This window comes from Cyanobium sp. ATX-6F1 (assembly GCF_047395825.1).
Lineage (GTDB): Bacteria > Cyanobacteriota > Cyanobacteriia > PCC-6307 > Cyanobiaceae > ATX-6F1.
The window spans coordinates 150,587-174,206 of sequence record NZ_JBCEBF010000002.1; the positions used below are offsets into that span (position 1 = coordinate 150,587).

37 protein-coding genes and 4 pseudogenes are annotated in these 23,620 nt (G+C 67.0%); 18 read left to right on the forward strand and 23 right to left on the reverse strand.

From position 1 onward, the window contains the following. Positions 1–104: 104 nt before the first annotated feature. Both AAF143_RS10615 and AAF143_RS10620 read right to left on the reverse strand, forming a co-directional pair. On the reverse strand, positions 105–1,196 hold the full coding sequence (locus tag AAF143_RS10615; RefSeq protein ID WP_414026996.1) for an acyltransferase family protein: 1,092 nt from the start codon (positions 1,194–1,196) through the stop codon (positions 105–107). Between the two features lie 444 nt (positions 1,197–1,640). After that, positions 1,641–1,910, reverse strand: coding sequence for a hypothetical protein (locus tag AAF143_RS10620; protein WP_255010641.1), 270 nt, complete (start codon positions 1,908–1,910; stop codon positions 1,641–1,643). A gap of 144 nt (positions 1,911–2,054) precedes the next feature. Between AAF143_RS10620 and AAF143_RS10625 the strand changes: the two genes are divergently transcribed. From AAF143_RS10625 to AAF143_RS10655, 7 genes are all read left to right on the forward strand, one after another. Next, on the forward strand, positions 2,055–2,246 hold the full coding sequence (locus tag AAF143_RS10625) for a hypothetical protein (RefSeq protein ID WP_255010648.1): 192 nt from the start codon (positions 2,055–2,057) through the stop codon (positions 2,244–2,246). Then, positions 2,243–2,659, forward strand: a complete 417-nt coding sequence (locus tag AAF143_RS10630) for a pyridoxamine 5'-phosphate oxidase family protein (RefSeq protein WP_414026997.1) — start codon at positions 2,243–2,245, stop codon at positions 2,657–2,659. The genes AAF143_RS10625 and AAF143_RS10630 overlap by 4 nt, the downstream gene beginning before the upstream one ends. 14 nt (positions 2,660–2,673) lie before the next feature. After that, positions 2,674–2,805 carry a hypothetical protein gene (locus tag AAF143_RS10635; RefSeq protein WP_414026998.1) on the forward strand — a complete coding sequence of 44 codons (132 nt, stop codon included), beginning with the start codon at positions 2,674–2,676 and terminating at the stop codon, positions 2,803–2,805. Positions 2,806–3,040: 235 nt separating this feature from the next. After that, positions 3,041–3,295 (forward strand): antitoxin, encoded by a 255-nt coding sequence (locus AAF143_RS10640; RefSeq protein ID WP_255010651.1) that lies wholly within the window; start codon positions 3,041–3,043, stop codon positions 3,293–3,295. Beyond that, a complete protein-coding gene (locus tag AAF143_RS10645) occupies positions 3,292–3,705 on the forward strand; it encodes a type II toxin-antitoxin system VapC family toxin (protein ID WP_255010653.1) in 414 nt (137 codons plus the stop codon). The genes AAF143_RS10640 and AAF143_RS10645 overlap by 4 nt, the downstream gene beginning before the upstream one ends. Before the next feature lie 156 nt (positions 3,706–3,861). After that, complete coding sequence (locus AAF143_RS10650; protein ID WP_255010654.1) at positions 3,862–4,158, forward strand: type II toxin-antitoxin system Phd/YefM family antitoxin; 297 nt, start codon at positions 3,862–3,864, stop codon at positions 4,156–4,158. 4 nt (positions 4,159–4,162) lie between these two features. Then, positions 4,163–4,588, forward strand: a complete 426-nt coding sequence (locus AAF143_RS10655) for a type II toxin-antitoxin system VapC family toxin (RefSeq protein ID WP_255010656.1) — start codon at positions 4,163–4,165, stop codon at positions 4,586–4,588. 35 nt (positions 4,589–4,623) lie between these two features. On the opposite strand, the gene AAF143_RS10660 is transcribed toward AAF143_RS10655, so the two are convergent. From AAF143_RS10660 to AAF143_RS10670, 3 genes are all read right to left on the reverse strand, one after another. Further along, positions 4,624–5,157: a cupin domain-containing protein gene (locus AAF143_RS10660; RefSeq protein WP_255010658.1), complete on the reverse strand. Its 534-nt coding sequence runs from the start codon at positions 5,155–5,157 to the stop codon at positions 4,624–4,626. Positions 5,158–5,372: 215 nt separating this feature from the next. After that, positions 5,373–5,774, reverse strand: coding sequence for a type II toxin-antitoxin system tRNA(fMet)-specific endonuclease VapC (vapC, locus tag AAF143_RS10665; RefSeq protein WP_255010669.1), 402 nt, complete (start codon positions 5,772–5,774; stop codon positions 5,373–5,375). After that, positions 5,771–6,004 (reverse strand): antitoxin, encoded by a 234-nt coding sequence (locus tag AAF143_RS10670; RefSeq protein ID WP_255005453.1) that lies wholly within the window; start codon positions 6,002–6,004, stop codon positions 5,771–5,773. The genes vapC and AAF143_RS10670 overlap by 4 nt, the downstream gene beginning before the upstream one ends. Before the next feature lie 105 nt (positions 6,005–6,109). On the opposite strand from AAF143_RS10670, the gene AAF143_RS10675 reads away from it, so the two are divergent. Next, complete coding sequence (locus tag AAF143_RS10675; protein ID WP_255010670.1) at positions 6,110–6,301, forward strand: hypothetical protein; 192 nt, start codon at positions 6,110–6,112, stop codon at positions 6,299–6,301. Then, positions 6,301–6,741 carry an NUDIX hydrolase gene (locus tag AAF143_RS10680; RefSeq protein ID WP_255010672.1) on the forward strand — a complete coding sequence of 147 codons (441 nt, stop codon included), beginning with the start codon at positions 6,301–6,303 and terminating at the stop codon, positions 6,739–6,741. The genes AAF143_RS10675 and AAF143_RS10680 overlap by 1 nt, the downstream gene beginning before the upstream one ends. Positions 6,742–6,743: 2 nt before the next feature. On the opposite strand, the pseudogene AAF143_RS10685 reads toward AAF143_RS10680, so the two are convergent. Together AAF143_RS10685 and AAF143_RS10690 are read right to left on the reverse strand one after the other, a co-directional pair. After that, positions 6,744–7,444: pseudogene (locus AAF143_RS10685) on the reverse strand (VIT family protein). A 44-nt stretch (positions 7,445–7,488) separates the two neighbouring features. Beyond that, positions 7,489–8,124, reverse strand: coding sequence for a hypothetical protein (locus AAF143_RS10690; RefSeq protein ID WP_255010675.1), 636 nt, complete (start codon positions 8,122–8,124; stop codon positions 7,489–7,491). Between the two features lie 231 nt (positions 8,125–8,355). Between AAF143_RS10690 and pdxH the strand changes: the two genes are divergently transcribed. Next, complete coding sequence (gene pdxH / locus AAF143_RS10695) at positions 8,356–9,018, forward strand: pyridoxamine 5'-phosphate oxidase (protein ID WP_255010677.1); 663 nt, start codon at positions 8,356–8,358, stop codon at positions 9,016–9,018. Positions 9,019–9,041: 23 nt separating this feature from the next. Here the strand turns inward: pdxH and AAF143_RS10700 are convergent, their stop codons facing one another. Further along, on the reverse strand, positions 9,042–9,281 hold the full coding sequence (locus AAF143_RS10700) for a hypothetical protein (protein ID WP_255010679.1): 240 nt from the start codon (positions 9,279–9,281) through the stop codon (positions 9,042–9,044). 112 nt (positions 9,282–9,393) lie between these two features. Between AAF143_RS10700 and AAF143_RS10705 the strand changes: the two genes are divergently transcribed. Next, on the forward strand, positions 9,394–10,326 hold the full coding sequence (locus tag AAF143_RS10705; protein ID WP_414026999.1) for a sterol desaturase family protein: 933 nt from the start codon (positions 9,394–9,396) through the stop codon (positions 10,324–10,326). On the opposite strand, the gene AAF143_RS10710 is transcribed toward AAF143_RS10705, so the two are convergent. After that, positions 10,242–10,565, reverse strand: a complete 324-nt coding sequence (locus AAF143_RS10710) for a hypothetical protein (RefSeq protein ID WP_255010681.1) — start codon at positions 10,563–10,565, stop codon at positions 10,242–10,244. The genes AAF143_RS10705 and AAF143_RS10710 overlap by 85 nt on opposite strands. Before the next feature lie 169 nt (positions 10,566–10,734). On the opposite strand from AAF143_RS10710, the gene AAF143_RS10715 reads away from it, so the two are divergent. Then, positions 10,735–10,923, forward strand: a complete 189-nt coding sequence (locus AAF143_RS10715; protein ID WP_414027000.1) for a hypothetical protein — start codon at positions 10,735–10,737, stop codon at positions 10,921–10,923. Here AAF143_RS10715 and AAF143_RS10720 read toward each other — a convergent pair whose 3' ends face one another. Both AAF143_RS10720 and AAF143_RS10725 read right to left on the reverse strand, forming a co-directional pair. Continuing rightward, a complete protein-coding gene (locus tag AAF143_RS10720) occupies positions 10,924–11,499 on the reverse strand; it encodes an MFS transporter (RefSeq protein WP_414027052.1) in 576 nt (191 codons plus the stop codon). Beyond that, positions 11,488–12,188, reverse strand: a pseudogene (locus tag AAF143_RS10725) (MFS transporter); the annotation flags it as partial. The pseudogene AAF143_RS10725 and the gene AAF143_RS10720, both read right to left, overlap by 12 nt. On the opposite strand from AAF143_RS10725, the gene AAF143_RS10730 reads away from it, so the two are divergent. The 3 genes from AAF143_RS10730 (at position 12,170) to AAF143_RS10740 (ending at position 13,869) form a co-directional block, all read left to right on the forward strand. Beyond that, positions 12,170–12,994, forward strand: a complete 825-nt coding sequence (locus tag AAF143_RS10730) for a carbonic anhydrase (RefSeq protein ID WP_315859652.1) — start codon at positions 12,170–12,172, stop codon at positions 12,992–12,994. The pseudogene AAF143_RS10725 and the gene AAF143_RS10730 overlap by 19 nt on opposite strands. 217 nt (positions 12,995–13,211) lie before the next feature. Further along, positions 13,212–13,418: a hypothetical protein gene (locus AAF143_RS10735; protein ID WP_414027001.1), complete on the forward strand. Its 207-nt coding sequence runs from the start codon at positions 13,212–13,214 to the stop codon at positions 13,416–13,418. A gap of 73 nt (positions 13,419–13,491) precedes the next feature. After that, positions 13,492–13,869, forward strand: a complete 378-nt coding sequence (locus AAF143_RS10740; RefSeq protein ID WP_255010687.1) for a molecular chaperone DnaJ — start codon at positions 13,492–13,494, stop codon at positions 13,867–13,869. A 476-nt stretch (positions 13,870–14,345) separates the two neighbouring features. On the opposite strand, the gene AAF143_RS10745 is transcribed toward AAF143_RS10740, so the two are convergent. From AAF143_RS10745 to AAF143_RS10765, 5 genes are all read right to left on the reverse strand, one after another. Next, positions 14,346–15,146, reverse strand: coding sequence for an ABC transporter permease (locus AAF143_RS10745; RefSeq protein WP_255010689.1), 801 nt, complete (start codon positions 15,144–15,146; stop codon positions 14,346–14,348). Between the two features lie 20 nt (positions 15,147–15,166). Beyond that, positions 15,167–15,901, reverse strand: a complete 735-nt coding sequence (locus AAF143_RS10750; protein ID WP_255010704.1) for an ABC transporter permease — start codon at positions 15,899–15,901, stop codon at positions 15,167–15,169. Between the two features lie 71 nt (positions 15,902–15,972). Continuing rightward, positions 15,973–16,251 carry a hypothetical protein gene (locus tag AAF143_RS10755; protein WP_414027002.1) on the reverse strand — a complete coding sequence of 93 codons (279 nt, stop codon included), beginning with the start codon at positions 16,249–16,251 and terminating at the stop codon, positions 15,973–15,975. Positions 16,252–16,394: 143 nt separating this feature from the next. Continuing rightward, positions 16,395–16,631, reverse strand: coding sequence for an AbrB/MazE/SpoVT family DNA-binding domain-containing protein (locus tag AAF143_RS10760; RefSeq protein ID WP_261359089.1), 237 nt, complete (start codon positions 16,629–16,631; stop codon positions 16,395–16,397). A 94-nt stretch (positions 16,632–16,725) separates the two neighbouring features. Beyond that, a complete protein-coding gene (locus AAF143_RS10765; protein ID WP_261359085.1) occupies positions 16,726–17,709 on the reverse strand; it encodes an ATP-binding cassette domain-containing protein in 984 nt (327 codons plus the stop codon). A 158-nt stretch (positions 17,710–17,867) separates the two neighbouring features. On the opposite strand from AAF143_RS10765, the gene AAF143_RS10770 reads away from it, so the two are divergent. Further along, on the forward strand, positions 17,868–18,425 hold the full coding sequence (locus tag AAF143_RS10770) for a DUF4334 domain-containing protein (protein ID WP_255010695.1): 558 nt from the start codon (positions 17,868–17,870) through the stop codon (positions 18,423–18,425). A gap of 35 nt (positions 18,426–18,460) precedes the next feature. Here the strand turns inward: AAF143_RS10770 and AAF143_RS10775 are convergent. From AAF143_RS10775 to AAF143_RS10795, 5 genes and pseudogenes are all read right to left on the reverse strand, one after another. Beyond that, positions 18,461–19,086, reverse strand: a pseudogene (locus tag AAF143_RS10775) (superoxide dismutase). Positions 19,087–19,335: 249 nt separating this feature from the next. Next, the gene (locus tag AAF143_RS10780; protein ID WP_414026636.1) at positions 19,336–20,883 is read right to left on the reverse strand and encodes an IS1182 family transposase; all 1,548 of its coding nucleotides are present in this window, start codon (positions 20,881–20,883) and stop codon (positions 19,336–19,338) included. An 83-nt stretch (positions 20,884–20,966) separates the two neighbouring features. Beyond that, positions 20,967–21,488, reverse strand: a complete 522-nt coding sequence (locus AAF143_RS10785; RefSeq protein WP_255010118.1) for a hemagglutinin — start codon at positions 21,486–21,488, stop codon at positions 20,967–20,969. 58 nt (positions 21,489–21,546) lie between these two features. Next, positions 21,547–21,765: a hypothetical protein gene (locus tag AAF143_RS10790; RefSeq protein ID WP_255010120.1), complete on the reverse strand. Its 219-nt coding sequence runs from the start codon at positions 21,763–21,765 to the stop codon at positions 21,547–21,549. 123 nt (positions 21,766–21,888) lie between these two features. Next, positions 21,889–22,575: an ABC transporter ATP-binding protein gene (locus AAF143_RS10795; RefSeq protein WP_414027003.1), complete on the reverse strand. Its 687-nt coding sequence runs from the start codon at positions 22,573–22,575 to the stop codon at positions 21,889–21,891. Positions 22,576–22,697: 122 nt separating this feature from the next. Here AAF143_RS10795 and AAF143_RS10800 point away from each other — a divergent pair, with 122 nt between their 5' ends. Next, a complete protein-coding gene (locus AAF143_RS10800) occupies positions 22,698–22,934 on the forward strand; it encodes a FitA-like ribbon-helix-helix domain-containing protein (RefSeq protein ID WP_255010125.1) in 237 nt (78 codons plus the stop codon). Between the two features lie 255 nt (positions 22,935–23,189). Then, entirely contained in the window at positions 23,190–23,348 is a 159-nt protein-coding gene (locus AAF143_RS10805) for a hypothetical protein (RefSeq protein ID WP_414027004.1), read from the forward strand. Positions 23,349–23,382: 34 nt separating this feature from the next. Here AAF143_RS10805 and AAF143_RS10810 read toward each other — a convergent pair whose 3' ends face one another. Then, positions 23,383–23,529, reverse strand: a complete 147-nt coding sequence (locus tag AAF143_RS10810) for a hypothetical protein (RefSeq protein WP_255010129.1) — start codon at positions 23,527–23,529, stop codon at positions 23,383–23,385. A gap of 31 nt (positions 23,530–23,560) precedes the next feature. Continuing rightward, positions 23,561–23,620: pseudogene (locus AAF143_RS10815) on the reverse strand (hypothetical protein); the annotation flags it as partial.

The following is a 23,620-nucleotide window of genomic DNA, read 5'->3' on the forward strand; positions in this document are numbered from 1 at the left end:
TCCATAGGATTGGTCACTTCGTTTGGGAGCCTACCGCCGTGGAATTGGTGAGGCTGGAGCCATTGGAATGGATGCTGATCGGGAGCCATCCCATGGGCACGGTGCTAGCGCTGGGTCAGTGCCTCATGGAGGCCCACACTGAGCACCAGAGCGACCAAGCTGATCAGCACGAACTTTGCAGCAATCGCCAGAGAGAGCGGCACCACAATGAAGGCGACCATCACAACCAGAGGTTGGTGAAATAGATAGATGGAAAAGGCCACTCGATTGCCATAGAGCAGGATGGGGTGGCTGCTCGTGCGATAGGGCCGTGCCAGAGAATGCAGGGCCAGGACCCAGCACCAGCTGTTGAAACCTCGAAAGGCCTGATAGATCATGTAAGGCGCCGAGTAGGCACGCTCCGGCGCCCGCTGGGTGATTTCAAGGGCCAGCAGGAGCGCCATTCCCAGCCCGGCCGTGGCACAGAGGAGCCACCTGTGCTGATCCAGCACCGACCACAGCCCGGTGCGACAGCAGAACAGATAGCCATAGAGAAAGTATAGAAAATAGAGCAGTAGATTAGCCCAGTCGTCGTAGAGGTTCTGAAAGCCGATCCAGTGGGGGCGTAACAGGGCCTCGACCGCCATCAATGGCACGGCCAGGAGGATCAAGGATCCCACGCCTTGGGTGATTGGATCCAGCGGAAGCCTGACGCTCACCGCGGTGAGCTCGCTGAGCTTCAGCATGAGCGGAAGGCAAACGATCGAGATCACGAGCAGATAGGCCAGAAACCAGAGATGGGCCCATTCGAACAGACCGGCCGGTCGGATTCCAGCAAAGAAGTGGGGGTAGAACTCCAGAAAGTTGCCCTTCTCTCGGCCAGCCTGCAGCTCGTGTGCATACACCTGAGGTGGAACAAGCACCAGAATTCCAATCAGCAGGGGCACCAGAAGCCGCCGCAGACGTTGGCGAAGGTACTCCCCATGGGTGCGGGTCTGAAGGGAATACCAGCTGGCTGCACCGGCCAGAAAGAAAAACAGTGGCATGTGCCACTGGTACACGAAATGGATGAACACACCCAGGCCGGCACTGCTTTGTGCATTGACCACATAGAAACGGCCCAGTTCCCCTTCGTAGAACACAGCAGCTGAGTGAAAAGCGATCAGCAGCAAGACAGCCAACAACCGCAGCCAATCCAGATCATGGGAACGGGGCAAGGGGGCATGGGCGCCTTAAGAGTTCCCTCCCGCCGCATGTCGCAGTCAGTGACTTCGCCCATGATTCAGTTTAAGCCCGATGCATCAAGCTGTGCCGGCAGAGGGGCCGCAGCCCGGCAGCACGGCGATTGGTGCTTATGAACGCATGCAGGAGTTGCGGCGCCAAGGTCATACGTCTATGGATGGGAATACTGGTCGCGAAGTGAACACCTGCGCTGAATGGTCGGACACCAGCGCCTTCTTGCTCTGGCTGACCTCAGATTGAACGTCAGGGTCCAGCTGATTGATGCATCACCACCATGGGCCTCACCGGATCTGGTGCGAGCCAGCAGCTACCAAAGCAGCAAGGAAGGCGGCAGTCAGCACGCACAGCTGTCGGGAGGGCTGGGATTGCAGGATCTCGCCGAAGGATTGGATCGACAGGTGAACTTGGCCGACCAGCAGCTACTCCACATCCTGAATCGCACCCTTCTCCGGGCAAATCAATTCCGCCGCCTGTCGGACCTCGCTGAGCACCTGAAACAGCACCTTTGGTGATTCCTTGAGCAGCCCAATCCAGTGGCCCAGAACAGCGGCATGGCTCTCGATCTCGCTACCGATCTCCAGGCGATCACCCACCAGCACAGCCCCCAGCTCCTCGCGGGATTCAATCGATCGCCTGCAGATAGCAGGCCCGATCCCCCCGAAGCTCACCGGCACCGGCCAGGCCGCCACCCAGTTGAGATCAGAGGCGGCTCTGCTGCTTCGGCTCCGCAGCTGCCGTCACCTGTCACGGCCTGGCGCAGGGTTCCCCCAACTACCTTTTGCTGGCACGGCGACTGGGCTACCTCGCCAGGATTGGGCCATCGCTTCTCTCCAATGCTGCTGCCCAGCCCCTTCTGCCCCCTCACGGCCGCCAAGATCGCCGGCCTGCAGGCCATGGTGCTGCTGCTGCTCACCCTGCTGATCAAGGCTCGGGTCCAGATCAAGGCCGCCTCGGGCGCCCTGGGTCTGGCGACCCTCGCCGCTGGGGCCTTGGCCCTGAACCGCCGCCCAGCGCAAGCGGCATGACGGCGCTGCCGCCATGGCGGCCGCTGCTGCGCGGGGCCCGCGAGCGGGAAGGAAGATCACCAGCGGCCCGCTGGCTGCAGCTCGCCACTGTGGCCCCCGATGGCACCCCACGGGTGCGCACCCTGGTCTTCCGGGGCTGGGCCGATGGCGCCGCGTTGGATCTGTTCACCGATGGCCGCAGCGCCAAACCGGCTGAGCTCCGGCAGCAGCCCGCCGTTGAGCTGTGCTGGCTGCTGCCCAAAGCCCGCTGTCAGTTCCGCCTGCGCGGGGACGTTCTGACCTTGCCCACTGACCTGGAATGGGATGAGCGTCTTCGGCACTGGCAAGGTCTCACCCCCGCAGGACGCGCGCTCTGGGGCTGGCCCGAACCGGGAGCAGCGTTCGATGCCTCAGGGGGTTCCCATCAGAGCTAGCGGACGGCACTCCCTTGCCCGAGCATTTCCAGCTGCTGCGCATCGAACTGGCGCAGGTGGAGTTGCTGGAGCTACGGGATCATCCGCACCAGCGCCGGCGTTGGCGCCGAGACGACGGCTGGACCGAGGAGCGCCTGAATCCTTGAAGGAGGAAGCGGCCGCTGAGCACCTGAACCAGCAGGCACCCGCGTGAACTCCAGGACCAGCACCCCATGGGCCCAGGTGGCGCAGAACGCCGCTGGCAGTTGGCGGGCGCGATCCCCCCGAAGCGCACCGGCACCGGCCAGGCCCCCGCGCAGGCCACGGCAGCCCAAGCGCGAGACGGCCACGGTCGTTCGACTAGAGTGTATCCACACACTCGTACACACAAGTCGGCAGCCCATGGACGTGCTTCCCAGCCGGGTGTTCATGAACGGCAACAGCCAGGCCGTGCGCATCCCCGCCGAGTTCCGCCTCACCACCGACCGGGTGCAGATCACCCGCAGCCCCAGCGGTGATCTGATCATTCACCCCTGCCCGGCCCAGCGTGGCCAGGCCCTGCTCGACACCCTCGCGGGCTTTGAACCCAGCTTCGTGGCCAGCCTGGAAGCGCAGCAGGCAAGTCCGAGCGCGGTGCAGGACCGGGAGACCCTTTGATCTACCTGCTCGACACCAACATCCTCATCGACCTGATCAAGAACCGGCCGCCGCAGGTAGCTGAGCGCATCGATCAGCTCGCCGATGACGACAGCCTGGCGATGTCGTTCATCACCTGGGCCGAACTGCTGCGCGGTGCCGAGGGCAGCCAGCGCCGCGAAACCACCCTCCTGCAGCTCGAGGCCCTGGCCCGGCAGGTGCCGGTGCTCTATCCCGATGGCCCTGCCATCTGCCGCCATTACGCCGTGCAGGCCACCACCCTCAAGCGGCAGGCCACACCCATCGGCGGCAACGATCTCTGGATCGCCTGCCACGCCCTGGCCCTTGGCGCCACCCTGGTGAGCCACAACGGGCGTGAATTCGCCCGCATCGAGGGGCTGGCCCTGGAAGATTGGGCCGCAGCGGGATAACCGATGGAATGTCGCATGTCAGGCGACAACGAAGACTGAACCAGATCAATCACGCAGGCGACGATCGTCTCCAGCGGCGCACTTGAGTCAGTGAGGACGTCGGAGCGCCGCAGTCCTAGCCAACCGTCTAATGTAGTCACAAAAACAGCAGTGCCCATGGCTGATGTGGTCGCAAAGCAGGTGTCGGTGCGGGATCTCAAGACCCACCTCTCTGAGTGGCTGGCCCGCGCTCAGGCCGGTGAGGTGGTGGAGGTCACCTCCCATCGCAGACCCATTGCCCGCATCACCGCTGTGAAGCAGCCAGATCCATCCTCCTCGCCGCATCCGCTGCAGAAAGCGATCGATGCCTGCGTCATCACCTGGAGCGGCCAGAAGCCGGTCTTTCCACCGCCGGTGAAGTTGAACGATAGCGGCAAGCTCGTGAGTGAGATCGTGCTGGAAGACCGGGATTGAGCCGGTGATCCTGTTCTGTGACACCAGTGCGCTGATCAAGCTGCTGATCAGCGAGCCCGGCTCCGATCAGATGCTGCAAGCCAGCATGGAAGCTGAGGCGATTGCGGTGTGCCGGATCACCTGGGCAGAAGTCATGGCGGGCATGGCCCGCCGGCAGCGAGAGGTGCCCGGCGACGCCGTGATGCTCGAGCAGGCCCGCGAGCAACTGATCCAGAGCTGGCCGCTCTGCACGATCGTCGAGGTCAGCCAGAGCCTCGTCGAGACAGCCGGGCGGTTTGCTGATGTCTTTGCCTTGCGTGGCTACGACAGCGTGCAGCTGGCAGCAGCCCATGAACTGCAGATCAACAGTGAACAACCGCTGACCTTTGCCTGCTTCGATCGCCGGCTCAAGCAGGCTGCGGCTCTGCTGAAGATGGACGTTCTTTCGTGAGCAGAGACGCTCCAACCCTTTAGCCGCAGATCTACTCAGGGATGGGCGGGACCGTGCTGGTGGTCAGCTGGCAGGGGCAGACCGGCATCGTCGAGCAGCTCCACGCTTTCCTGCTCGTTTGGGTCGGAGCGGGTGACGATGGCGATCGCTGGCTCCGTGGCGCTGAGATTCACCAGTTGATGGGGTAGATCGGCTGGAATGAAGATGAAATCGCCGGCGCGGTTCACCACCCGCTGGCGCAGGCCGGCGCCATAGCGGGTTTCCACCGTTCCCTGCAGCAGATAGATCGCCGTCTCGTAGTTGCGGTGGCGATGAGCCCTTGCTCTGGCACCGGGCGGTATGACGATGCGGTTGAGCGAGAGTGTGCGGGCCCCGCTGTTGGCACCGGAGATGCCCACGAATCGCCCCAGACCCTGGCGGCTGTCGTGCTGCGTGGCTGGCCGCACCGTGATGACCCCGCCGTCGCCAGGACGGCCGATCACCTCGTCGGTGCGGACAGGCGATGCCTGCGCCAGCAGCCCCAGTCCACAGACCAGAGCCAGTGCACGGCCGTCAGTGACAACACCCACCTCTGCAATGGCCCCAATCTGTTCCAAATCAGGCGCAGACGGCTGGACCGGTCAAGCCCTTTGGGGGGTTGGTGAACCACCCAGCCAGAACCGCGCCATCGGTCCGGTCTGGCAAGAGCTGTGGAGAGGCAAGAGGTTCGATGGCTGGAGCACGAGAAGCGCTGGCGGCCCTGCTGATCCGAATCCTGTGGAGGTCAAAGCGCCTGTGCGGCGCCTTACGCCGTTGGTGCCCAGTTATCAACATGCAGACCGGGCACTTGGGCAAACTCACGGGTGTTGTTGGTGATCAGCGTGGCCTGCAGGCTCAGGGCATGGGCCGCGATCATCGTGTCGAGTGAACCAATCGGTGTACCCCTGCGTTCCAGCTCCGCACGCAGGTCGCCGTAGGCCCAGGCGGCGCGCTCGTCAAAGGGCAGGATCGTTAGTGGGGCCAGAAACATCTCCAGAGCCTGACGGTTGCGTGCCGATCCGCTCTTGGCAACACCAAAGGCCAGCTCGGCAGCTACCACACTGCAGAGGCCAATCTCTCCAAGTCGGTAGTTCTTGAACCGCTCCAGTACAGCTGCTGGTTTGGCATTGATGATGTAAATGCAGATGTTGGTATCGAGCAAGATCATGGGCTGATCGCTTCCCGGATCTGCTCCTCGGGTTGCTCGCGCGTGATCACGAACCCCGGCTCAAAGGCTGCCAGCCCTGCCTCCAGGGTTTGCCAGGGGTCATCGATCGGCAGCAGCAGCACACCGTTGCCGAAATGCTTCACAACCACCTCGTTGCCGCTGAAGCGGTAGTCCTTCGGCAGCCGCACCGCCTGGCTGCGGCCCGACTGAAACAGACGTGCGGTGTCCATCGGAGGCCCGGATCCGGTAGTGACCCATGGTAGCCACCACGGCTGGAACTTGGCCCATGGCGGCAAGCCCCCTGCCAGGCTGGTCGCCAGCTCCGCGCCCACGCCTTGCCATCCCTGCCCCCCGACCAGGATCCCGATGACTGGGCCGTTGATCGCGGCATGCCCCTGGGCCTGCGGCTGCTGGCCTTGGTGGGGGCGCTGTCGTTTGTGATGATCGGGATCACAAGCCTGCTGCCGCTGTTTCAACCCCAGAAGCCGCCTTCCCTGCCCGAACCCCCGAAGGCGGCCCTGGGTTGATGGAGCCTGCGCCGCTGGGAGTCGAAGTGGCGATCGCCATGCTCGAACGGCAGGGCCGCTGGCTGCTGCAGCTCCGCGACGACCTCCCGGGCATCGTCGCGCCGGGGCACTGGGGGCTGTTCGGCGGCCATCTGGATCCGGGCGAAACGCCCGAGCAGGCCCTGCGCCGTGAACTGCTCGAGGAGATCAACTGGCAGGCCGGGGAGCTGCCCTTCTGGTTCCGCCACAGCAACCCGGCGCGCGTCGCCCATTTCTTTCGCGCCGATCTCACCGTGCCGCTGGAGTCCCTGCAGCTGCTGGAGGGCCAGGACCTGGTGCTCGCCAGCACCCGGGAACTGAACAGCGGCCGTGTGTGGAGCCCGAAGCTGCGGCAGCACCGGCCCCTGGCCCCCTCGCTGTTGATCGCCGCCAGCGCCCTGGCGGCGCCCCCGCCACCCTGAGCTCAGCCGGCGGCACCGAACAGCCGCCCCACCGCGGCCGTGAGCGCCAGGGCGAACGTGCCCCAGAACAGCATCCGCAGGGAACCGCGCCAGAGGGAGGCGCCGCCGATCGAGGCCGACAGCCCCCCAGCAGCGCCAGGGCGACGATCGCATTGATCGTCACCAGCTCGGTGATCCGCCCGGCGGGGGTGAGCTCAAGGGTGAGCAGCGGCAGGCTGGCGCCGATGGCGAAGCTGGCGGCCGATGCCAGCGCGGCCTGGATCGGCCGGGCCCGCAGAATCTCGTTGAGGCCCAGCTCATCGCGGGCATGGGCGCCCAGGGGGTCATGGAGCGTGAGTTGCTCGGCCACCTGCCGGGCGAGGCCGTGATCGAGGCCCCGCCGGATGTAGATCTCCGTCAGCTCGGCGAGTTCACCAGCAGGATCGAGGGCCAGTTCCTGGCGCTCCTTGGCCAGGTCGGCCCGCTCGGTGTCGGCCTGGGATTGCACCGAGACGTATTCCCCCGCCGCCATCGACAGCGCCCCGGCGACGGTGGCCGCCACCCCCGCCACGAGCACCTGCTCCTTGGCTGCCCCGGAGGCGGCGATGCCCACCACCAGGCTGGCCACCGAAATGATGCCGTCATTGGCCCCCAGCACCACGGCACGCAGCCATCCGGCGCGGTGGGAGCGGTGCCCCTCGCTGCGTCCAGCGTCGTGGCTCATCGTTCTCTGCGCTTGCCTCGGTGCAGCATGGCGCCTGGGGCCGATCAGTCGTGGCCTGTGCCGTCCTCCTCCGCCGCAGGCAGGCTGCCGCGGAACTGCTCGGAGAGCAGCGAGCGCTGGTATTCGATCGACAGCGAGGACAGATGGTGCTTGGCCGCCTTGTGCAAGCGGGGGTCGATCTGATCGAAGGTGCGACCGCTGGGCACCTGCATCCCGGCCACCAGACGCAACACATCAAAGAGCCGCACCTGGTCGTGCTGCCAGGCCTGGTAGTCGATCGCGGCGGCATTGAGATCCTGCTCGGAGACCTTCCCGAGCTCCAGGGCCTGGTGCAGTCCCTGGAGTTGGGCCAGCCGCGCCGAGGTCACCAGGGCATGGGCCGAGCCAAGGGCCGCCAGGGCATCGGTGGCCTCGCGCTTGAGCACCGAGAGATTGCGGCTCTGGACCGCCCGCTCCATCGACAGCGGCAGGCGCACCCCCGGCCGCATCGGGATCGGCGCCGCACTGGGGCCGGCGGACTCCAGCGCGCCGGGGAGCGGGTCCGCCATCAAAAGCTGGGCCTGGTCCGTTGGCTGGGCCTCAGGCTGGGTCTCAGGGGCAGGCTGGGCCTGCAGGGCTGAGCCCCAGCGCACCAGCAGATTTCCAAGTTTGTGGCCGTAGGCCCTGGGCGTCCATTCCATCGCATGCACTCACCTAGGGACCAATCTGCAGGCAGAGGGACGCCAGGGGAAGGGGAAACCCGCGCCGGGGCCGCACGGTTTGCCGCATCGTGCCCAGCAGCCGCCTGCAACCGCTGATCACCCGGGTGAAAAGCCTTCCACCAACCCGACCACTCCGCCAGCCCCAGGCCGCCTGGCGCCGGCGGAGATCGACCTACGGTGGCTGGGGCGATCCAACAGCCACAGCCAACGATGGATCCCGCCGGCACCAGCAGCACTGATGTGGCCTCCCTGCGCCGGGAGTACCGCCTGGCCGGACTGCGCCGGGCTGATCTGGCGGCCGATCCCATGGCCCAGTTCCGCCGCTGGCTCGCCGAGGCCAGCGCCGCCGAGCTGCCGGAACCCAACGCGATGGTGCTCTCCACCAGCGATGGGTCCCGCTGCAGTTCACGCACGGTGCTGCTCAAGGCCTTCGACGGGCGGGGCTTCGTGTTCTTCACCAACTACGGCAGCCGCAAGGCCACCGACATCGCCGCCTGCCCCCAGGTCAGCCTGCTGTTTCCCTGGTACGCGCTCGAGCGCCAGGTGGGGGTGATCGGCCGCGCCGAGCGCATCAGCCTGGGTGAATCCCTCGCCTACTTCGCCTCGCGGCCCCACGGCAGCCGACTCGGGGCCTGGGTCTCCCAGCAGAGCGAGGTGATCAACTCGCGCACGATCCTGGAGCTGAAGTGGGAGGAACTGCGGCGCAAGTTCGCCGGAGGTGAGGTGCCCCTGCCCGATTTCTGGGGCGGCTTCCGGGTGGTTCCCCGTGAACTGGAGTTCTGGCAGGGAAGGGAGAACCGACTCCATGACCGCTTCCGCTACGGGCGCAGCAACGGCGAGGAGGCCTGGGCGATCGAGCGCCTGGCCCCCTAGGGCCCGCAGGCCAGCCGGGCCGTTCAGCCGCCTCGGCGGGCCAGTCCCGTGCGTCTGCGCCAGCGCCGCAGCGCCACCAGCGACCAGATCCCCTCCGCTACCGCGAACGGCCAGGCACCCGCCAGCAGCCCGTAGACCCCCGAGGCCAGGCAACCGGCGGCGAACACCAGCACCCAGAACGGGGCGCGCTCCTCAAGGGCGTAGGCGATCAGCATCACGGCCACGGCCACCACGCCGAACAGGGTGAGTGGATCGAGAGCCATGGCGAGCGCAGGGGAAAGGGCTGGTGAGCTTGGCCCGTTGGCAGAGGAGGCCGTTGTGGTGTGAATCCGCGCCTAGCTTGGCCGCAAAGGGGGCGCCGGGCGGAGCGCAGGGATGGCCTTGACGGTGGGGATCGATGGGATGGGTGGGCTGGCGGACATGGCGGACATGGTTTTTTCGATGGGAGTTCAGGGGTTCACACCGCTGATCGACGGGCTGATCGTGTTCGGGTTGATCCTGGCCCGCTACTTCCTGGTGGCCGGCGGTTCCTACCTGCTGCTCTACCGCCCCGGCGCCACCCCGCAAGCGATCCCCCAGGCGCCACCACAACGACCCTCGGCGGTCTCGATCCGCCGCGACATCGTCCTCTCGGTGCTCTCGGCCGGGGTGTTCGCCCTGGCCACCCTGGTCCTGCTGGCGGCCCATCGCCACGGGCTGACCCGCCTCTACACGGAGGTGCCGGAGCCCCTGGGCGGCCTGGCCTACGGCCTGGCGAGCTACCTCCTGGTGCTGCTGTTGCAGGACGCCTGGTTCTATCTGACCCACCGGCTCGTCCACCTGAGCGCGCTCTACCCCTGGATGCACCGGGGTCACCACCGCTCCCGCTGCCCCAACCCCTGGACCTCCTTCGCCTTCGATCCCCCCGAAGCGGCGGTGCAGGCCCTCTTCCTGCTCGCGGTGGTGGCCCTGATCCCGCTGCACCCGATCACCCTGATCGCCGTGCTCACCACCATGACCGTCTGGGCTGTGGTCAACCACCTGGGCCTGGACCGGCTGCCCACGGCCTTTCCGCACCACTGGCTGGGCCGCTGGTTGATCGGGCCCAGCCACCATGCCCTGCACCACAGGCGCCCGGCGGTGCACTTCGGCCTCTACTTCCACCCACCTCGATCGCCTGTTCGGCAGCGAGGATCCCGCCTACGTCAGCTCCCTGGGCACCGCTGCGCTGGGCGAGCCCGCCCTCAGCGACCCACGAGCAACGTGATCAGCCCCGAGAGCAGCCCGAGCCCGTGGAGGGCCAGGGGCACGGGCTCGCTGGGCGGGTAGGACGCCACCAGGCGCCGGCTGCCCAGGTGCTCCTGGGCGAAGTAGAGGGCACAGACCAACGCCCCCGCCACAGCCAGCAGTTGCCAGCCATGTTCGAAGCTGGCGGCCGCGAAACCCGGCCCGCGCCAGATCAGATGCTGGGCCAGGTGAAACACGCGCAAGGGCAGATCGGCGCTGAGCACGAACACCACGAACAGGGCCAGGAACTGGCGCAGGCGACGAGCGAACTCCGATCCCATCGATCCCCCCAGCTGAACCCACCCTGGTCAGCCCGGTCACCAATGGCACAGGCCATCGTCACATCGGTGGGGGCTCCGGGGCGGCAACAGCCAACAATGGGTTCAACTCCTCACCCACGCCCATGCCCCCCGTTCCAGCCTCGCCCTGTTCCTGGCCACCGCCGGCCTGGTGGCGGGGGTCAGCGCCTGCGGCAAGACCCCCGAACCGACCATGGCCCCGGAGAACGCCAAACCCGAAGCGACTGCCCCCGATCAGTCGGCCCCCACGGCCAAGCCCCACGCCGCCAAAACCCCTGGCGCCAAGGCTCACGACGAGGGGAAGGAAGGCGGCGAGGGCGGCGAAGGGGGCGAAGGCTGATCAGGGCGAGGCCAAGGCGCCTCCGGCGCCTGGTCGGAACCGGGCCAGCAGCAGGGCGGCCGCCAGGGAGCAACTGGCGGATAAGCCGAAGGCCGCCGCTGGGCTGGCCGCCTGGTAGAGCCAGCCGAACAGGATCGACGCCGGCAGCAGCAGGGCCCCGGTGGTCAGGTTGAACCAGCCGAAGGCGCGGCCCCGCTGCTCCGGCGGGGCCAGATCCGCCACCAGCGCCTTCTCCACCCCTTCGGTGGCGGCCATGAACAGGCCATAGAACCCGAACAGGGCAAACAGGGCCATGCCCCCCAGCCTCAAGTTGCCGAGCAGCAGATAGAAGAGTGCGTAGGCGCCGTAGCCGCCCACCAGCAGTTGCCAGCGGCCCACCCGATCCGACCAGCCCGCCAGCGGGGCCGAAAACAGCATCGCCACCGCTGACACCGCCGCCCAGAGCAGCGGCACCTGGGCGGGGGGCACCCCCAGCTCCTGGGCCCGCAGCAGCAGGAACAGGTTGGAGGAGTTGCCCAGGGTGAACAGGGCCACCACCGCCAGGTAGCGGCGCAGCTCAGGCGGCAGGGATCCCACCCGCCAGTCGAAGCGAGCGGCGGGAGCCGCCGCCGGCGCGGTTCGGGGAGCAGGCCCCGGGCGTTCCCGCAGGCTCAGGGCCAGGGCCACGCACAGGGCCCCGGGCAGGGCGGCCCCGAGGATGATCTGGCGCAGGGGCACCTGCTGGGCCAGCAACAGTGCCGCCACCAGCGGACCGATGACGGCGCCGGCGTTGTCCATGGCGCGGTGCACCCCGAAGGCCAGCCCGCGCTGGTCGGCTCCGACGCAGCCCGCCAGCAGGGCGTCACGGGGGAGGTGCGCAGGCCCTTGCCGACCCGATCGAGGAAGCGCAGCAGCAGCAACGCCGGCCAGGAGGCCACCAGGGCGATCAGGGGGCGGGCCAGGGCCGCCAGCCCGTAGCCGCCCACGATCCAGGGCTTGGTCCTGCGGGTGCGATCGACCACCACGCCGGAGACGAGCTTGAGCAGGCTGGCGGTGGCCTCCGCCACACCCTCGATCAGCCCCAGGGCCCGGGGCCCCGCCATCAGCACGGAGCTGAGATAGAGGGGCAGCAGCGGGTAGATCAGCTCGCTGGCGCCATCGTTGACCAGGCTGATCAGGCCGATCAGCCACACCTCGCGGGGCAGCACCGCCAGTGGTTGGCGCATCCGGGGCGAGCGACGGGACAAGCGACGCTGGCGAGCCTGGCATGACTCCCCAGCCGGCATGTCCGTCGGTGCTCACCAAGGCAGCGGCGGCCCGAGGCCAGGGCGACAATCGCCGCAACCGCCGCTCCGCCGTGACGATCGCCCCGACACCCGCCACGGGGCCCATGGAGTCGCCCGCAGGTCAGTCGGCTGCAGGTCAGTGGGCCACAGGTCAGTCACCCATCGACCAGCCGTCGCTCGAGCCGCAGACCGGCGAGAACCCCTTCTCACCGGATCAGGTTCTTGACGGGCTGCGGGCGGGTCATCAACGCTTCCTCGATGGTCATTCGCTCCATCCCCACAGCGACCGGCGCCGGATGCTGGAGCTCGAGGAGGCCCAGCACCCGATGGCGGCGGTGCTGGGCTGCGCCGATTCGCGCGTGCCGGTGGAGCTGCTGTTTGACACCGGCTTCGGCGATCTGTTCGTGGTGCGCAACGCCGGCACCATGTCGTTCACGGCGGCGATCGCCTCGCTGGAGTTCGCCGTGGGCCACCTGGGGGTGCCCGTGATCGTGGTGCTGGGCCACGACCGCTGCGGGGCGGTGCAGGCGGCCCTCAACCCGAAGCTCACCCTCACCCCGAACCTGGCCCAGGTGGTGGGGCAACTGCGCATGGAGCTCAACAGCCTGGGGGTGAGCGACGACCTGGAGCAGGCCTGCCGCCACCACACGCTCAACTCCGCCCGCAACCTGGTGGATTCGAGCGTGCTGCTCACCGACCGCATGCGCGAAGGCAAATTGCAGGTGGAGGCCGCCTACTACAACCTGCACACCACCTCGATCGACTGGATGGGCACGGTGATGCCGGTGCGGTTCACGACGATCTGAGCCGAGAGCCTGGCCCTGACCCTGGAGCGTCAGCGGTGCGAACGGCGCCTGTTTCGTCGCGCTGGAAGCAGGACCGGCAGGGTTCCAATGGCCCCATCCCTCACCCGAACTCTGATCACGTTTCAAGGTCACCTCCTCTGGGCGTGATTACGGTTCTAATAGGCACCGTTCAAGCGCCATGCACTTCTGGGCACCCGAGATCGACCCCGCCCATCCGATGGATTGCACGCAGGCGGAGCGCTATGCCGTACAACGGCTGGATACGGGCGTGTATCTCACCGTCGGCGGAGACGATCAACACCTCACCGAGGTCACCTCGAGCAAGGACGCCTATCTGTTTCACACCCATGAGGCCGCCCTGCGGGCGGCGCTTGAACTGAACGAAGTGGGACAGGGCCCCCTGGATGTGGTGAAGATCGAGTGACCTCGCCTGAGCCACCCCAGTGGTTCAGCCGCGGCCCATGGAGGATGCTGGTCCCACGACGATGCAACACCCCATGAGTCCGGCCCTCGTTCGGCAGAAACCGAAACCGGCAGCCCAGCAGGCCAGCGGCTCCAACGCGGCCAGCACCAGAGGCTTCGGCGGCAAGGCCGCCGCGACACCGAAAGTGGCGGGCGGCAAGGGGCGGAAGCGCAAGGGAACGGGCCTGACGGCGGCCGATCGCTCGCCCCTGGGCAAGAGTCCGGATCTGGAGGCGATCGAAGCGCGGCACCTGCTGGGCCTGGCCCTGGCGGGGCGCCTCAGCAGCGACGTGGTCACCCAGGCCTGGAAACGGGCGGCCGGCGAGCACCATCCCGACCGCGGCGGCCAGCACCACACGATGACCGCGATCAACGGCGCCCGCGACCTGCTGCTGGGCCGGCGGCTGGACTGAGTCCTTCGCTCAGACACCCCAGCCGTCCCACAACAAAGCCCGGTGAGCGGGTCACCGGGCTTTGCCCATTTGGAGGCCCATCGGGGCCAGAGGCTTGAGAGTTGTGCAACGGATCGATGGATCGATCCTCAGGTTGGGCGTAGGGGGCGGAGTGGCTGGCGCAGGCCCCTGGGGCCATGACGTTCAAGCGGTGGTCGTCCGTTGGACCCGGGGCACCTGGAGCGGTGCGGTGGGTGGCCATTGAGCACAGGGCTCGGCCGGATGACCCAAGATCCCAATGAGACTGTTGGAGCAGGGGTCCGAAACGTCAGCGCGCTCCTGACATCTGGTTAGGCGGCGTGTCGTCCATGGAGGTCTCCGAATCACGACTCCGCAGGCTCAGGTGCTGCGGTTGAGATCACCATCGGACGGACGCCACCAGCAGGCAATGGGTCGACTTACCCATTTGCCTGCGACCGATCGCAGCACGCTGGTCTTCAGCTGGAAGCCGAGGTGTAGAAGCGCAGGGCAAAGCCCCAGAACCAGCGGCTGAAGGCCAGCGCCGCCGCCGCCACGACCAACGAGGCCAGCAGCCAGCGGGCGCTGCCCGTGCCCAGGATCGCCTCGGCGGGCACGGTGGTGAGGAAGGCCACCGGCAGCACCACGGTGAAGAAGGTGCGCAGGGCCGCCGGATAGGCGCTGATCGGGTAGCGGCCGGCCACCAGAGCCGAACGCAGCACCTCGGTGGCGTTCCAGACCTTCACGAACCAGATGCTGGTGGCCGCCAGCACGAACCAGAGCGCATACAGGATCAAGGTGCTGGAGAGCAGCAGCAGGGACACACTCAGCAGCGTGAGCGGATCGGCTCGGGCGCCGGAGCGCGCCGCGGCCACCACGATCAACGTCAGTCCCAGCACCACCCCCGGCAGTCCCCAGGGCGACACCGTGCGCGCCGAGAGCCAGAACTGGCTGTCGATCGGTTTGAGCAGCACGAAATCCAGCGTGCCGGTGCGCACGTGGGTGACGATCGTGCTCAGGTTCGGCTGCAGCAGGGTGCTGGTGATCCCATCAAGCAGGGTGTAGATCCCCAGCACCACCAGCGCCTGCTCCCAGCTCCAGCCCCCCAGGCTGCGGCCATTGGCGAAGAACAGCGAGAGCAGAAAGACACTGCCCGCCAGGTTGCCGCCCACCGAAAGCAGCTCAATCAGGAAATTCGCCTGATATTCCAGCTCCGCCGTGAGCGAGGTGGCCCAGAAGCGCCGCAGGGTGCGCCGATAGCGTCTGAACGTCGAGCGCAAGTTCGCCGTTGGTGCTGGCATCATGCCCCCATCGCCGAGTAACGGCGCACGCCGGCGCGCCACAGCAGCAGCACGAACGGAAACACCAGCAGCGTCCAGCCCAGCAGGGCCCCGAAGCCGAGGGCCAGATTCACCTCCCCACCGCTGAGCAGCTGGGCCGGAAAGCCGATCATCCAGGGGAACGGCGTGGCGTAGGCGAAGGCGCGCATGCCCTCGGGGAAGGTGTCCAGGGGCGCCACCAGGCCGGAGAGGAACAGGTAGGGGATCATCTGCAGGCGCTCCAGGGCGGCGGCCCGTTCACTCCAGAAGCAGAGCATCGTGATCAGGCTCTGGATCAAAAAGCGCAGCAGGAACACCATTAAGGTGGCCAGCACCGCCAGCAGGAAAGTCGCAGGCGTTGGCAACCAGAAGGTGTGGGGCAGCACCAGGAACACCAGCGCCAGAATCACGACCACGAAGGGCAGCCGGGTGGCCTGCTCCGCCAGGTGTGCGGCCAGGTAGCGCCACAACGGCGGCAGCGGCTGCAGCAGGTAGGGGGAGAGGCGGCCCTGGAGGTTGTCCTCCTCAAAGGCATGGATCACCCAGATGATCGTGAACTGACGCACCACGAAGGCCGCCAGGAAGTAGCGCGTCAGCTGCAGGGGGCTGAAGCCTGAATCAGCGGCGGCCCCCGAACCGCTCCAGACCCCGAGCATGATCAGCGGCAACACACCGGAGAGCGCCCATAGGGCGATCTCGGCGCGGTACTCGAGCATCAAGGCGTATTGGCTACCCAACAGCACCCGGGCCAGACGGAGGGCATGGCGGGCGGCTCGAAGGGTGGCTCTCACGTAGCGGAGGGGGCTTGGGGACGTTGAACGGGAGGCGCAAGGCTGAGGTGCCGGGCCTGGCGCACGAAGCTCCGATCAAAGCTCAGCAGCACGGCACAGCTGCCGCTGCCCTGGTGGTGCAGGGCATCAGAGAAATCGAGTCCCTTGCGATGGAGCTCCAGGGCGCCCCGCACCAGCTCCTCCTGCTCGAAGCGCAGCTGTCGCACGCTGAGCAGTCCAGCGAAGGCGGCCAGCACGGCCTGTTTGTCGAGCTTGTAGGCCCCCGCAACACCCACTCCAATTCCAGGGACACCGTGAGCGGCACGAAACAGGCCTCGGAGGCCTCGATCGCCGCCGCCGCGAGGGCGGCCTGGGCGGGGTCGTCGTTGGTGACCAGGCGCACCAGCAGGTTGGTGTCGAGGGCGACGGGACGTGCCATTCAGGGGCGAACGGCAAAGGCCGCCGGGTCCATGGCTTCGATCGGCAACGCGGGCCCCCGGTAGCCACTGCAGCCGATCACCTCCGTGGCCCGGTGGGTCCTGGGGGCGGATTCGACCTCCAGCCGCAACCCTTCCCCCTCCAGGGTCAGAGAGAGCCTGGAGCCGGGACCAAGCCCCAGCCGGCGGCGCAGAGCCGCGGGAATCACCAGCTGCCCCTTGGAGGACAGGGTGACCAAGGCGCCCTCCCCGGTGTCGGAATCCTGTGGGGAGAGAACGGCCACGACGATGAACGTCTTACCTGAGTAAGCATAGCCATCGCTGGTCAGACGATCACCCCACCGATCCCTGGCGAAACAGCCGCCCGATCAGCTCCTCCACAGGCGGCTCGCTCACCTCCAGATCCACCACCTCAAAGGCCGTGAGCAGACGACCCACCGTGGCCGTGAGGCCCTCGCGAGGAATCAGCAGTCGCACCTGGTGCCCCTGGCACTCCTCCAGGCTGCCGTAACCGGCGAACGCCTCCCGTGGCTGGGGCTGCTTCAGCTCCAACCGCACCTGGCGGTGGGGGGCGAGCCGTTCGGTGAGGGCCTCGAGGGAGCCGTCATGGAACAGGTGGCCCTGGTGGATCAGCAGCACCCGCGGGCAGAGGGCGGTGATGTCGCCCATGTAGTGGCTGGTGAGCAGCACGGTGGCACCCGTGCGGCGGTTGTAGTCAGCGAGGAAATCACGCACCCGCACCTGGGCGTTGACATCCAGCCCCAGGGTGGGTTCATCCAGGAACAGCACCGCGGGCTGATGGAGCAGGGCGGCCATCAGCTCGGCCTTCATGCGCTCGCCCAGGGAGAGCTTGCGCACCGGCCGCGTCAATTCGGGGCCCAGTTCGAGCATCTGCGCCAGCTCGTCGATGCGGCGCTTGGCCACAGCGTCGGGGATGCCGTAGACGGCCGCATTGACCCGCAGGGAATCGAGCGGTGGCAGGTCCCAGATCAACTGCTGCTTCTGACCCATCACCAGCGTGATCTGGTTCAGAAAAGCGCCCTGGCGCCGGGCGGGCTCGAAGCCCGCCACCCGCACCGAGCCGCCCGTGGGGTGGATCAGCCCCGAGAGCATCTTGAGGGTGGTGGTCTTGCCGGCGCCATTGGGGCCCAGAAAGCCCACCACCTCCCCAGGTTCGACCTGGAAACTCACCCCGGTGACCGCCGGCACATCACGGTGGCGGCGCGCCACGAAATGGCGCAGCGTGCCGCGCAGACCCGGCTGCTTGTCGGCGACCCGGTAGGTCTTGGAGAGGTTGTCGGCGCGGATGATCGGCATGGGTGCGCTGGTTTCCGCCTGGAGTCCAAGCTAGGCAGACCACCTTGGACCCTCGCGCCCAGGCGACGACCCAGCCAGCGCGGCAACTCGGCATCCTTCAGCCTCCGCCAGCACCCACTAACGTTCGGGCCATGCAGCCGAAGAGGGTGCCGGCAGCCATGACCTCTCCCAGCCAAGAGCCGTTGCCCACCGCTCGGCTCCTAACGGGCCCGCTGAGCACCGAGGCGGCCCTGGAACTCTTTGATCGGCTGGAGCCGGTGGCGGAGGAGAGCCTGATCGGCGCCTGGCGGGGCAGCAGCTATGCCACCGGCCATCCCTTCGATGGGCTGCTGGAGAACTGCCACTGGCATGGCAAACGCTTCGAGAGCTCAGAGGTCGTGCACCCGCTGGTGTTCCGCCGCGCCGGCGGACAACTGATCAGCCTTGAACCGCGACTGCTGATGCCGGGCCTGGGCGCTCTGGAGCGCATGCCCTGGCTGGGCGCGCCCTGGGTGGGGCGTCTGTTCCAGGCGCTGATGCCACTGCTGGCGACGGGGCAGTCGCGGGCCCGCCTGCGCCTCACGCGCTACCGGGGTGTGGAGTCGGCCACGATGCTCTACGACCACGCGCCGATCAACGACGTCTTCCGCCGGATCGACGACGACACCCTGCTGGGGCTGATGGACCTCAAGGGCCAGGAGCGGCCGTTCTTCTTCCTGTTGCGGCGGGAGAGCTGAACGGCGCCCCGATCAGGGCAGGTTGCCGGCCTGGCTCAGGCGGCCAGAAAGCGCCGGTTCACCTCGTTCCAGTTGATCAGATCCCACCAGGCGCTGATGTAGTCGGGGCGGCGGTTCTGGTACTGGAGGTAGTAGGCGTGCTCCCAGACATCGAGCCCGATCAGGGGAGACCGCGCTCGAGGCCCGGCAGGTCCATCAGGGGATTGTCCTGGTTGGCGGTGCTGGTGATCGCCAGCTGGCCATCGCTCCTGCGGATCAACCAGGCCCAGCCCGAGCCAAAGCGGGCGGCGGCCGCCTGGTTGAACTGCTGCTGCAGGGCCTCCAGGCTGCCGAAGCTCGCGGCGATCGCCTGCTGGAGTTCAGGTGAGGGAGCTCCGCCCTGGCCTGCCGGTGCCATCACCGCCCAGAACTGACTGTGGTTCCAGTGGCCGCCGCCGTTGTTGCGCACCGCCGCAGGGAAGCGCCCCACCTGGGCCTGCAACGCCTCCAGCGACAGATCGCCCAGGCCCGGATTCGCGGCAATCTGGCCGTTGAGGTTGCTCACGTAGGCGGCGTGATGGCGGTCGTGGTGGATCGTCATCGTGGTGGCATCGATCGCGGGCTCCAGGGCTGCCGGTGGGAAGGGCAGGGGCGGGAGCTCGAAGGTCGCCCAGGCCGGCAGGGCGGCACCCAGCAACACCAGGGCGCCAAGCGCTGCCAGCAGGGCCCGCCGAAACCAAAGGAAGCTCACGATCGGGCCCAGGCAGTTCAGCCCGGTTCTAGGAGTTTGTTGCCAATTGAGCAGCGAACCCCTGGCCACAGCGGATCGACCCCTGAGCTGAATAGCTGAGACTCCGTCCTTCTGCTGTCCGGGCCCCATCGATGGGCCTCAGTCAGCCGCTGCTACACCGGCCAACGCTTCTGCTGCCACTCATCCCGATGCTGCCACCAGCGCCTGTTGCTGTGATCGCCTGAACCTGAACAACTTGAGCAGGTTGTGGGTGGCAGCGATCAGATGCCACTCGTTGTTCACCTTCTCCAGACCCCGCAGCAGGAATCGGCGTAGGCCCCGGGCTTCTTTGATCTGCCCATTTACCGGCTCCACGATCGCCTTGCGCTGGGCGTAGATCTTGGCGCCCTTCTTGCTTCTGAGCTTGCGGGCCATGCGGGTTTTTGCATCGGCGTCTCTGGCTAAAGGTCCTCGCTTGGGCGGTGGCGGCTGGCCGTGTGGCAGGCGGCCGGTGGCGATGTATCCATCAATGCCCTGATCGGTGCAGGCGTTGGCGTTTGCCTCGCTCCAGTAGCCCGCATCCATCGTCATCACCGTGGGCAGTGCACCGGCGCTGGCGGCGATGCGCTCCAGCATGGGTTCCAGGTGCTCGACGTCCGGCGGTTGGCTGCTCACCCCGAGCGCCACGATCACCTGGTGGTCGCTGTCCACCGCCAACTGGCAGTTGTAGCCCTGCAGATAGGACCCACCTGACTGCATCAGATGACTCTGGGGATCGGTGAAGTTGCGCTGGGCCTTGGTGGTTGGGGTGCCGTCGGCTTTCCGGGCCAGACCACGGTGTGGCATCGCGTCAGCAGCAAGTGGCTCCAGATCCGGCGGCTCCACGCCAGCGACCTCGGCGGCCTTGATCGCAGCCTCCCGGGCAGCCTTGGCCTTTGCTGCTGCCGCCTCGGCTTTCTTGTTCAGCTCGGCCTGCTCTGCTGGCGATGCCTCCGCGTCCTGCGCGGCAGTGGCTTGGGCCCTGGCCGCTTCTGCCTCCTCGTGCCGCTGACGCGCTGCAGCAGCAGCGGTCTCCGCTTCCATCTCCTTGCGGGCCTGACGGATCCTGGCCAGCCGATCCTGCCGCCGCCGCAGTTCGTCGGGCAGGTCGCTGCCGCGGTTGCTCTTGCCGTAGCGACGATCCTCCTGGGCATCAAGGATCTCGGCCTTGCGCATCAAGGCATTGATCTCCTGCTGCAGCTGCTTCTCCGCCCTGAGCATGCGCTCGTGGCTCATGGCTTTGTGCTTGGAGGCATTGGCCTGAATCTTGGTGCCATCAAGGGCCACATGGCCGAGGCTCACCATGCCGGCCTTCTGGCACAGGCGCAGGATCTGAACAAATAGACCCCTCAGGGCATCGAGGTTGCGGCGCCGGAATTCGCTGACGCGGCTGTGGTCTGGCTGCTGGTTGCCCGTCAGCACCCGGAAGGCCAGGTCCTCGTAGCAGGCCCGCTCGATCTTGCGGGAGGAGACGATGCCCACGCAGTACGCGTAAAGCAGCAACATCGTCATCATCCTGGGGTCAAACCCTTTCTCCCCACGTGGATCTTTGCTCTGAGCGGGGATCAGGACCTGTGATAGATCCAGCTCATCCACCAGATCAAGCAGGAAATACACCTGGTGATCATCCGAGAGCCAATCACTCGGTGATGGCGGCAGCAGGGTGGTCTGCTCCGGCTGCCAGGGGCGGAAGGACTTGGGCTTCTGCATGCCCCATTCTGGTGGCCAGACCCATTGCTGTCACTGGGATCTGGGCAGATTTATGGGCGTCTGTGGAGAGCTCGGCCGCTGATCTACGCGCAACAGGCTCCTAGCGAGGTGGGGCTGCCGGGGTGGTCGCGGCAGATGTGGCCGTTACGCCAGCTCCAGATCCAGGGCGGCACCTGCAGCAGCTGCTGGAGGTCGGGCCGCTCCCGGAGGCTCACGGGAGTGAACTCGGTGGCGTAGCTGAAGGCGGCATCCCGCTGGGCCTGGTTGAGCACCACGCTCCCCTGGGGCCCCGACACCGAGCGGTGCAGGGTGCCGATCGGAATCTCCAGGGCCCCCATCGCCCGCTCCAGCTCCACCAAATGGTGGGGCTGATCCCACTCGGGATTGAGCAGGATGAAGCGGCGCTGGCCGCTGAGCACCAGGTTGTGGTCCACCTGGTGACTGTGCCGATAGAACTGCGGGAACTCAGCGTCATCGGGCGGCGAGGTGGCAGCTCCGCTGTGCAGCACCACATCGGTGCCATTGGCGTGGGGCACGCTGGCATCAAAGAACGTCACCTGCGGCGTTTCCCGGAACACGTGGATCGGAACGAAGCGGAGCTTCATGGCCCTGACCGGTGGCTACTCCACTGTTAGCCCCGCCGGGAGCGCAGCGCGGGAGAGCTCAGTAGGAGCTTTCCTCCCCCAGCAACGCATCGATGCAGCAGCGGGCTGCCTCCAGGGCGGTCTCGGGGCTGGGCCAGGGGCCCTGGTTCAGCTGACAATGCAGATCCACATCGGCCACGTGCCCGGCGGGATCGCCGATGTGCACGTCCCAGCCGCCCTCCAGGGGCTGCAGGGTGAGCGCATAGCCGCGGTGATGCAGGGCCTTGGCAGGGTCCATGGGGCGCGTCCGGCTATTCCGATGATGACGGCGGCTGAACATCTGAGCTGCATTCGCCCGCCGGCAGCACCTGGCGGTAGCCCCCTGCCGACACAACCTGTAATGGCGTGTCGAACAACGTGCTCAAGGGACCGTCCTGCAGCAGCGCCCCGGCGGGGCCATCGCCCACCACCGCCCCCGGCGGAGCAGCACGCAACGGCTGATCTCGGGGATGATCGCCTCAATCTGGTGGGTCACCAGCAGCAGGGTGGTGCCGGAGCGGGCCAGATCACGCAGGATCTCCAGCAGCTGATGGCGGGAGCGCAGGTCGAGGCCATTGGTCGGTTCATCGAGCACCAACACCTCGGGATCGTGCACCAGGGCCCGGGCCAGCAGGACGCGCCGCTTCTGACCATCGGAGAGCTGGGCCAACGGGCGCTCGGCCAGATCCCAGAGGGCCAGCTGGGCCATCAGCTCCCGCACGCGCTCGCGCTGGGCGGTTGTGGGCTGCTGGCTGCGGCCGATCCCCACCGAGCCGAAAAACCCCGAGAGCACCACATCAAAGGCGCGCACGCGTCCGACATAGCCGATCTGCAGATCGGTGGAGACAAGGCCGAGGCGCGCGCGCAGGTCCCAGAGGTTCACGGTGTCGCTGCCGAAGATCCGCAGCGCCGAACCGGGCTTGACCAGCGGGTAGAGCTCACGACCAAGAAGCTTGATCAGGGCGCTCTTGCCGGCCCCGTTGGGGCCGAGCACCACGGTGTGCTCACCCAGGTGCAGGCGCAGGTTGAGGTTCTCGAAGACAAGGCGTGGGCCCAGGTAGGCGTCCACGGCCTGGAGCTCGAAGTAGGGGAGGGGGAGGTCAAGACCGGCGGTGAGCTGTTGCGAAGCCTATGGGCCAAGGCAAGAACCCACGGACTTGATAGCATTGCTATCAAACGTGAACACTGGCCATGGCTGACCTACTGGTGCGTGGGGTTGACGACGCCATCGTGCGGGCCTTGAAGGAGCGAGCTGGAGCCCACGGCCGCAGCGCCGAGGCGGAGCACCGCGCCATTTTGGCGAGCGTGCTCCAAAAGCCCCCACGGCGCAGCCTGGCGGAGTTGCTCGCAGCCATGCCGGATGCAGGCCTGGATGCAGATTTCGAGCGATCCTCCAGCGACCGCGCACCGAACGATGTTTTTGGTTGACACCAACGTCATCAGCGAAGCGCGCAAAGGGCCGCGTTCCAACACCGGCGTCAGGGATTTCTTCACGACCTGCACAAAGGAAGAGCGAAGGCTCTTTCTGGCCTCGATCACGGTGGGCGAACTGCGCCGAGGCATCAGCTTGATCCGCTATCGCGGCGATGAAGTCCAGGCCCAACGGTTGGAGGTCTGGCTCTCTGAGGTGCTGGTCAACTTCGGATCCAGCATCCTCAGTTTCGATGGCGAGGCCGCCCAGGTGTGGGGGAGTTGCGGGTACCCCATCCCGAACATGCGCTCGACAAACAGATCGCGGCGATCGCCCTGCTGCATGACCTGACGGTGGTGACCCGCAACACGGTTGACTTCAACGGCACCGGGGTGAACCTGCTGAATCCCTTCCAGGTCACTCCCCGCTGAGATGTCCCTCCACAGTGGGAGCCCCCATGCCCCCTCAGGCCAGCGCCTCCTGGTAGAGCCACTCATCCTGGGCACCGCGGCCGAAACGGTAGCGCTCCTTGAGCACACCGCTGCGGCCTCGGCGGCTCCAGCGGGCTTGGAAGGCACCGTTCCAGCAGCTCCCTCCGCCGCTGGCGCTCACTGCTGCCAGGTTCCGGGTGGGTACGCAGCAGGTGATCGATCTCCCCGGCCTCCACGCCGGCCAGGGCGAAAGCGCTGTAGCGCGAGCGCAT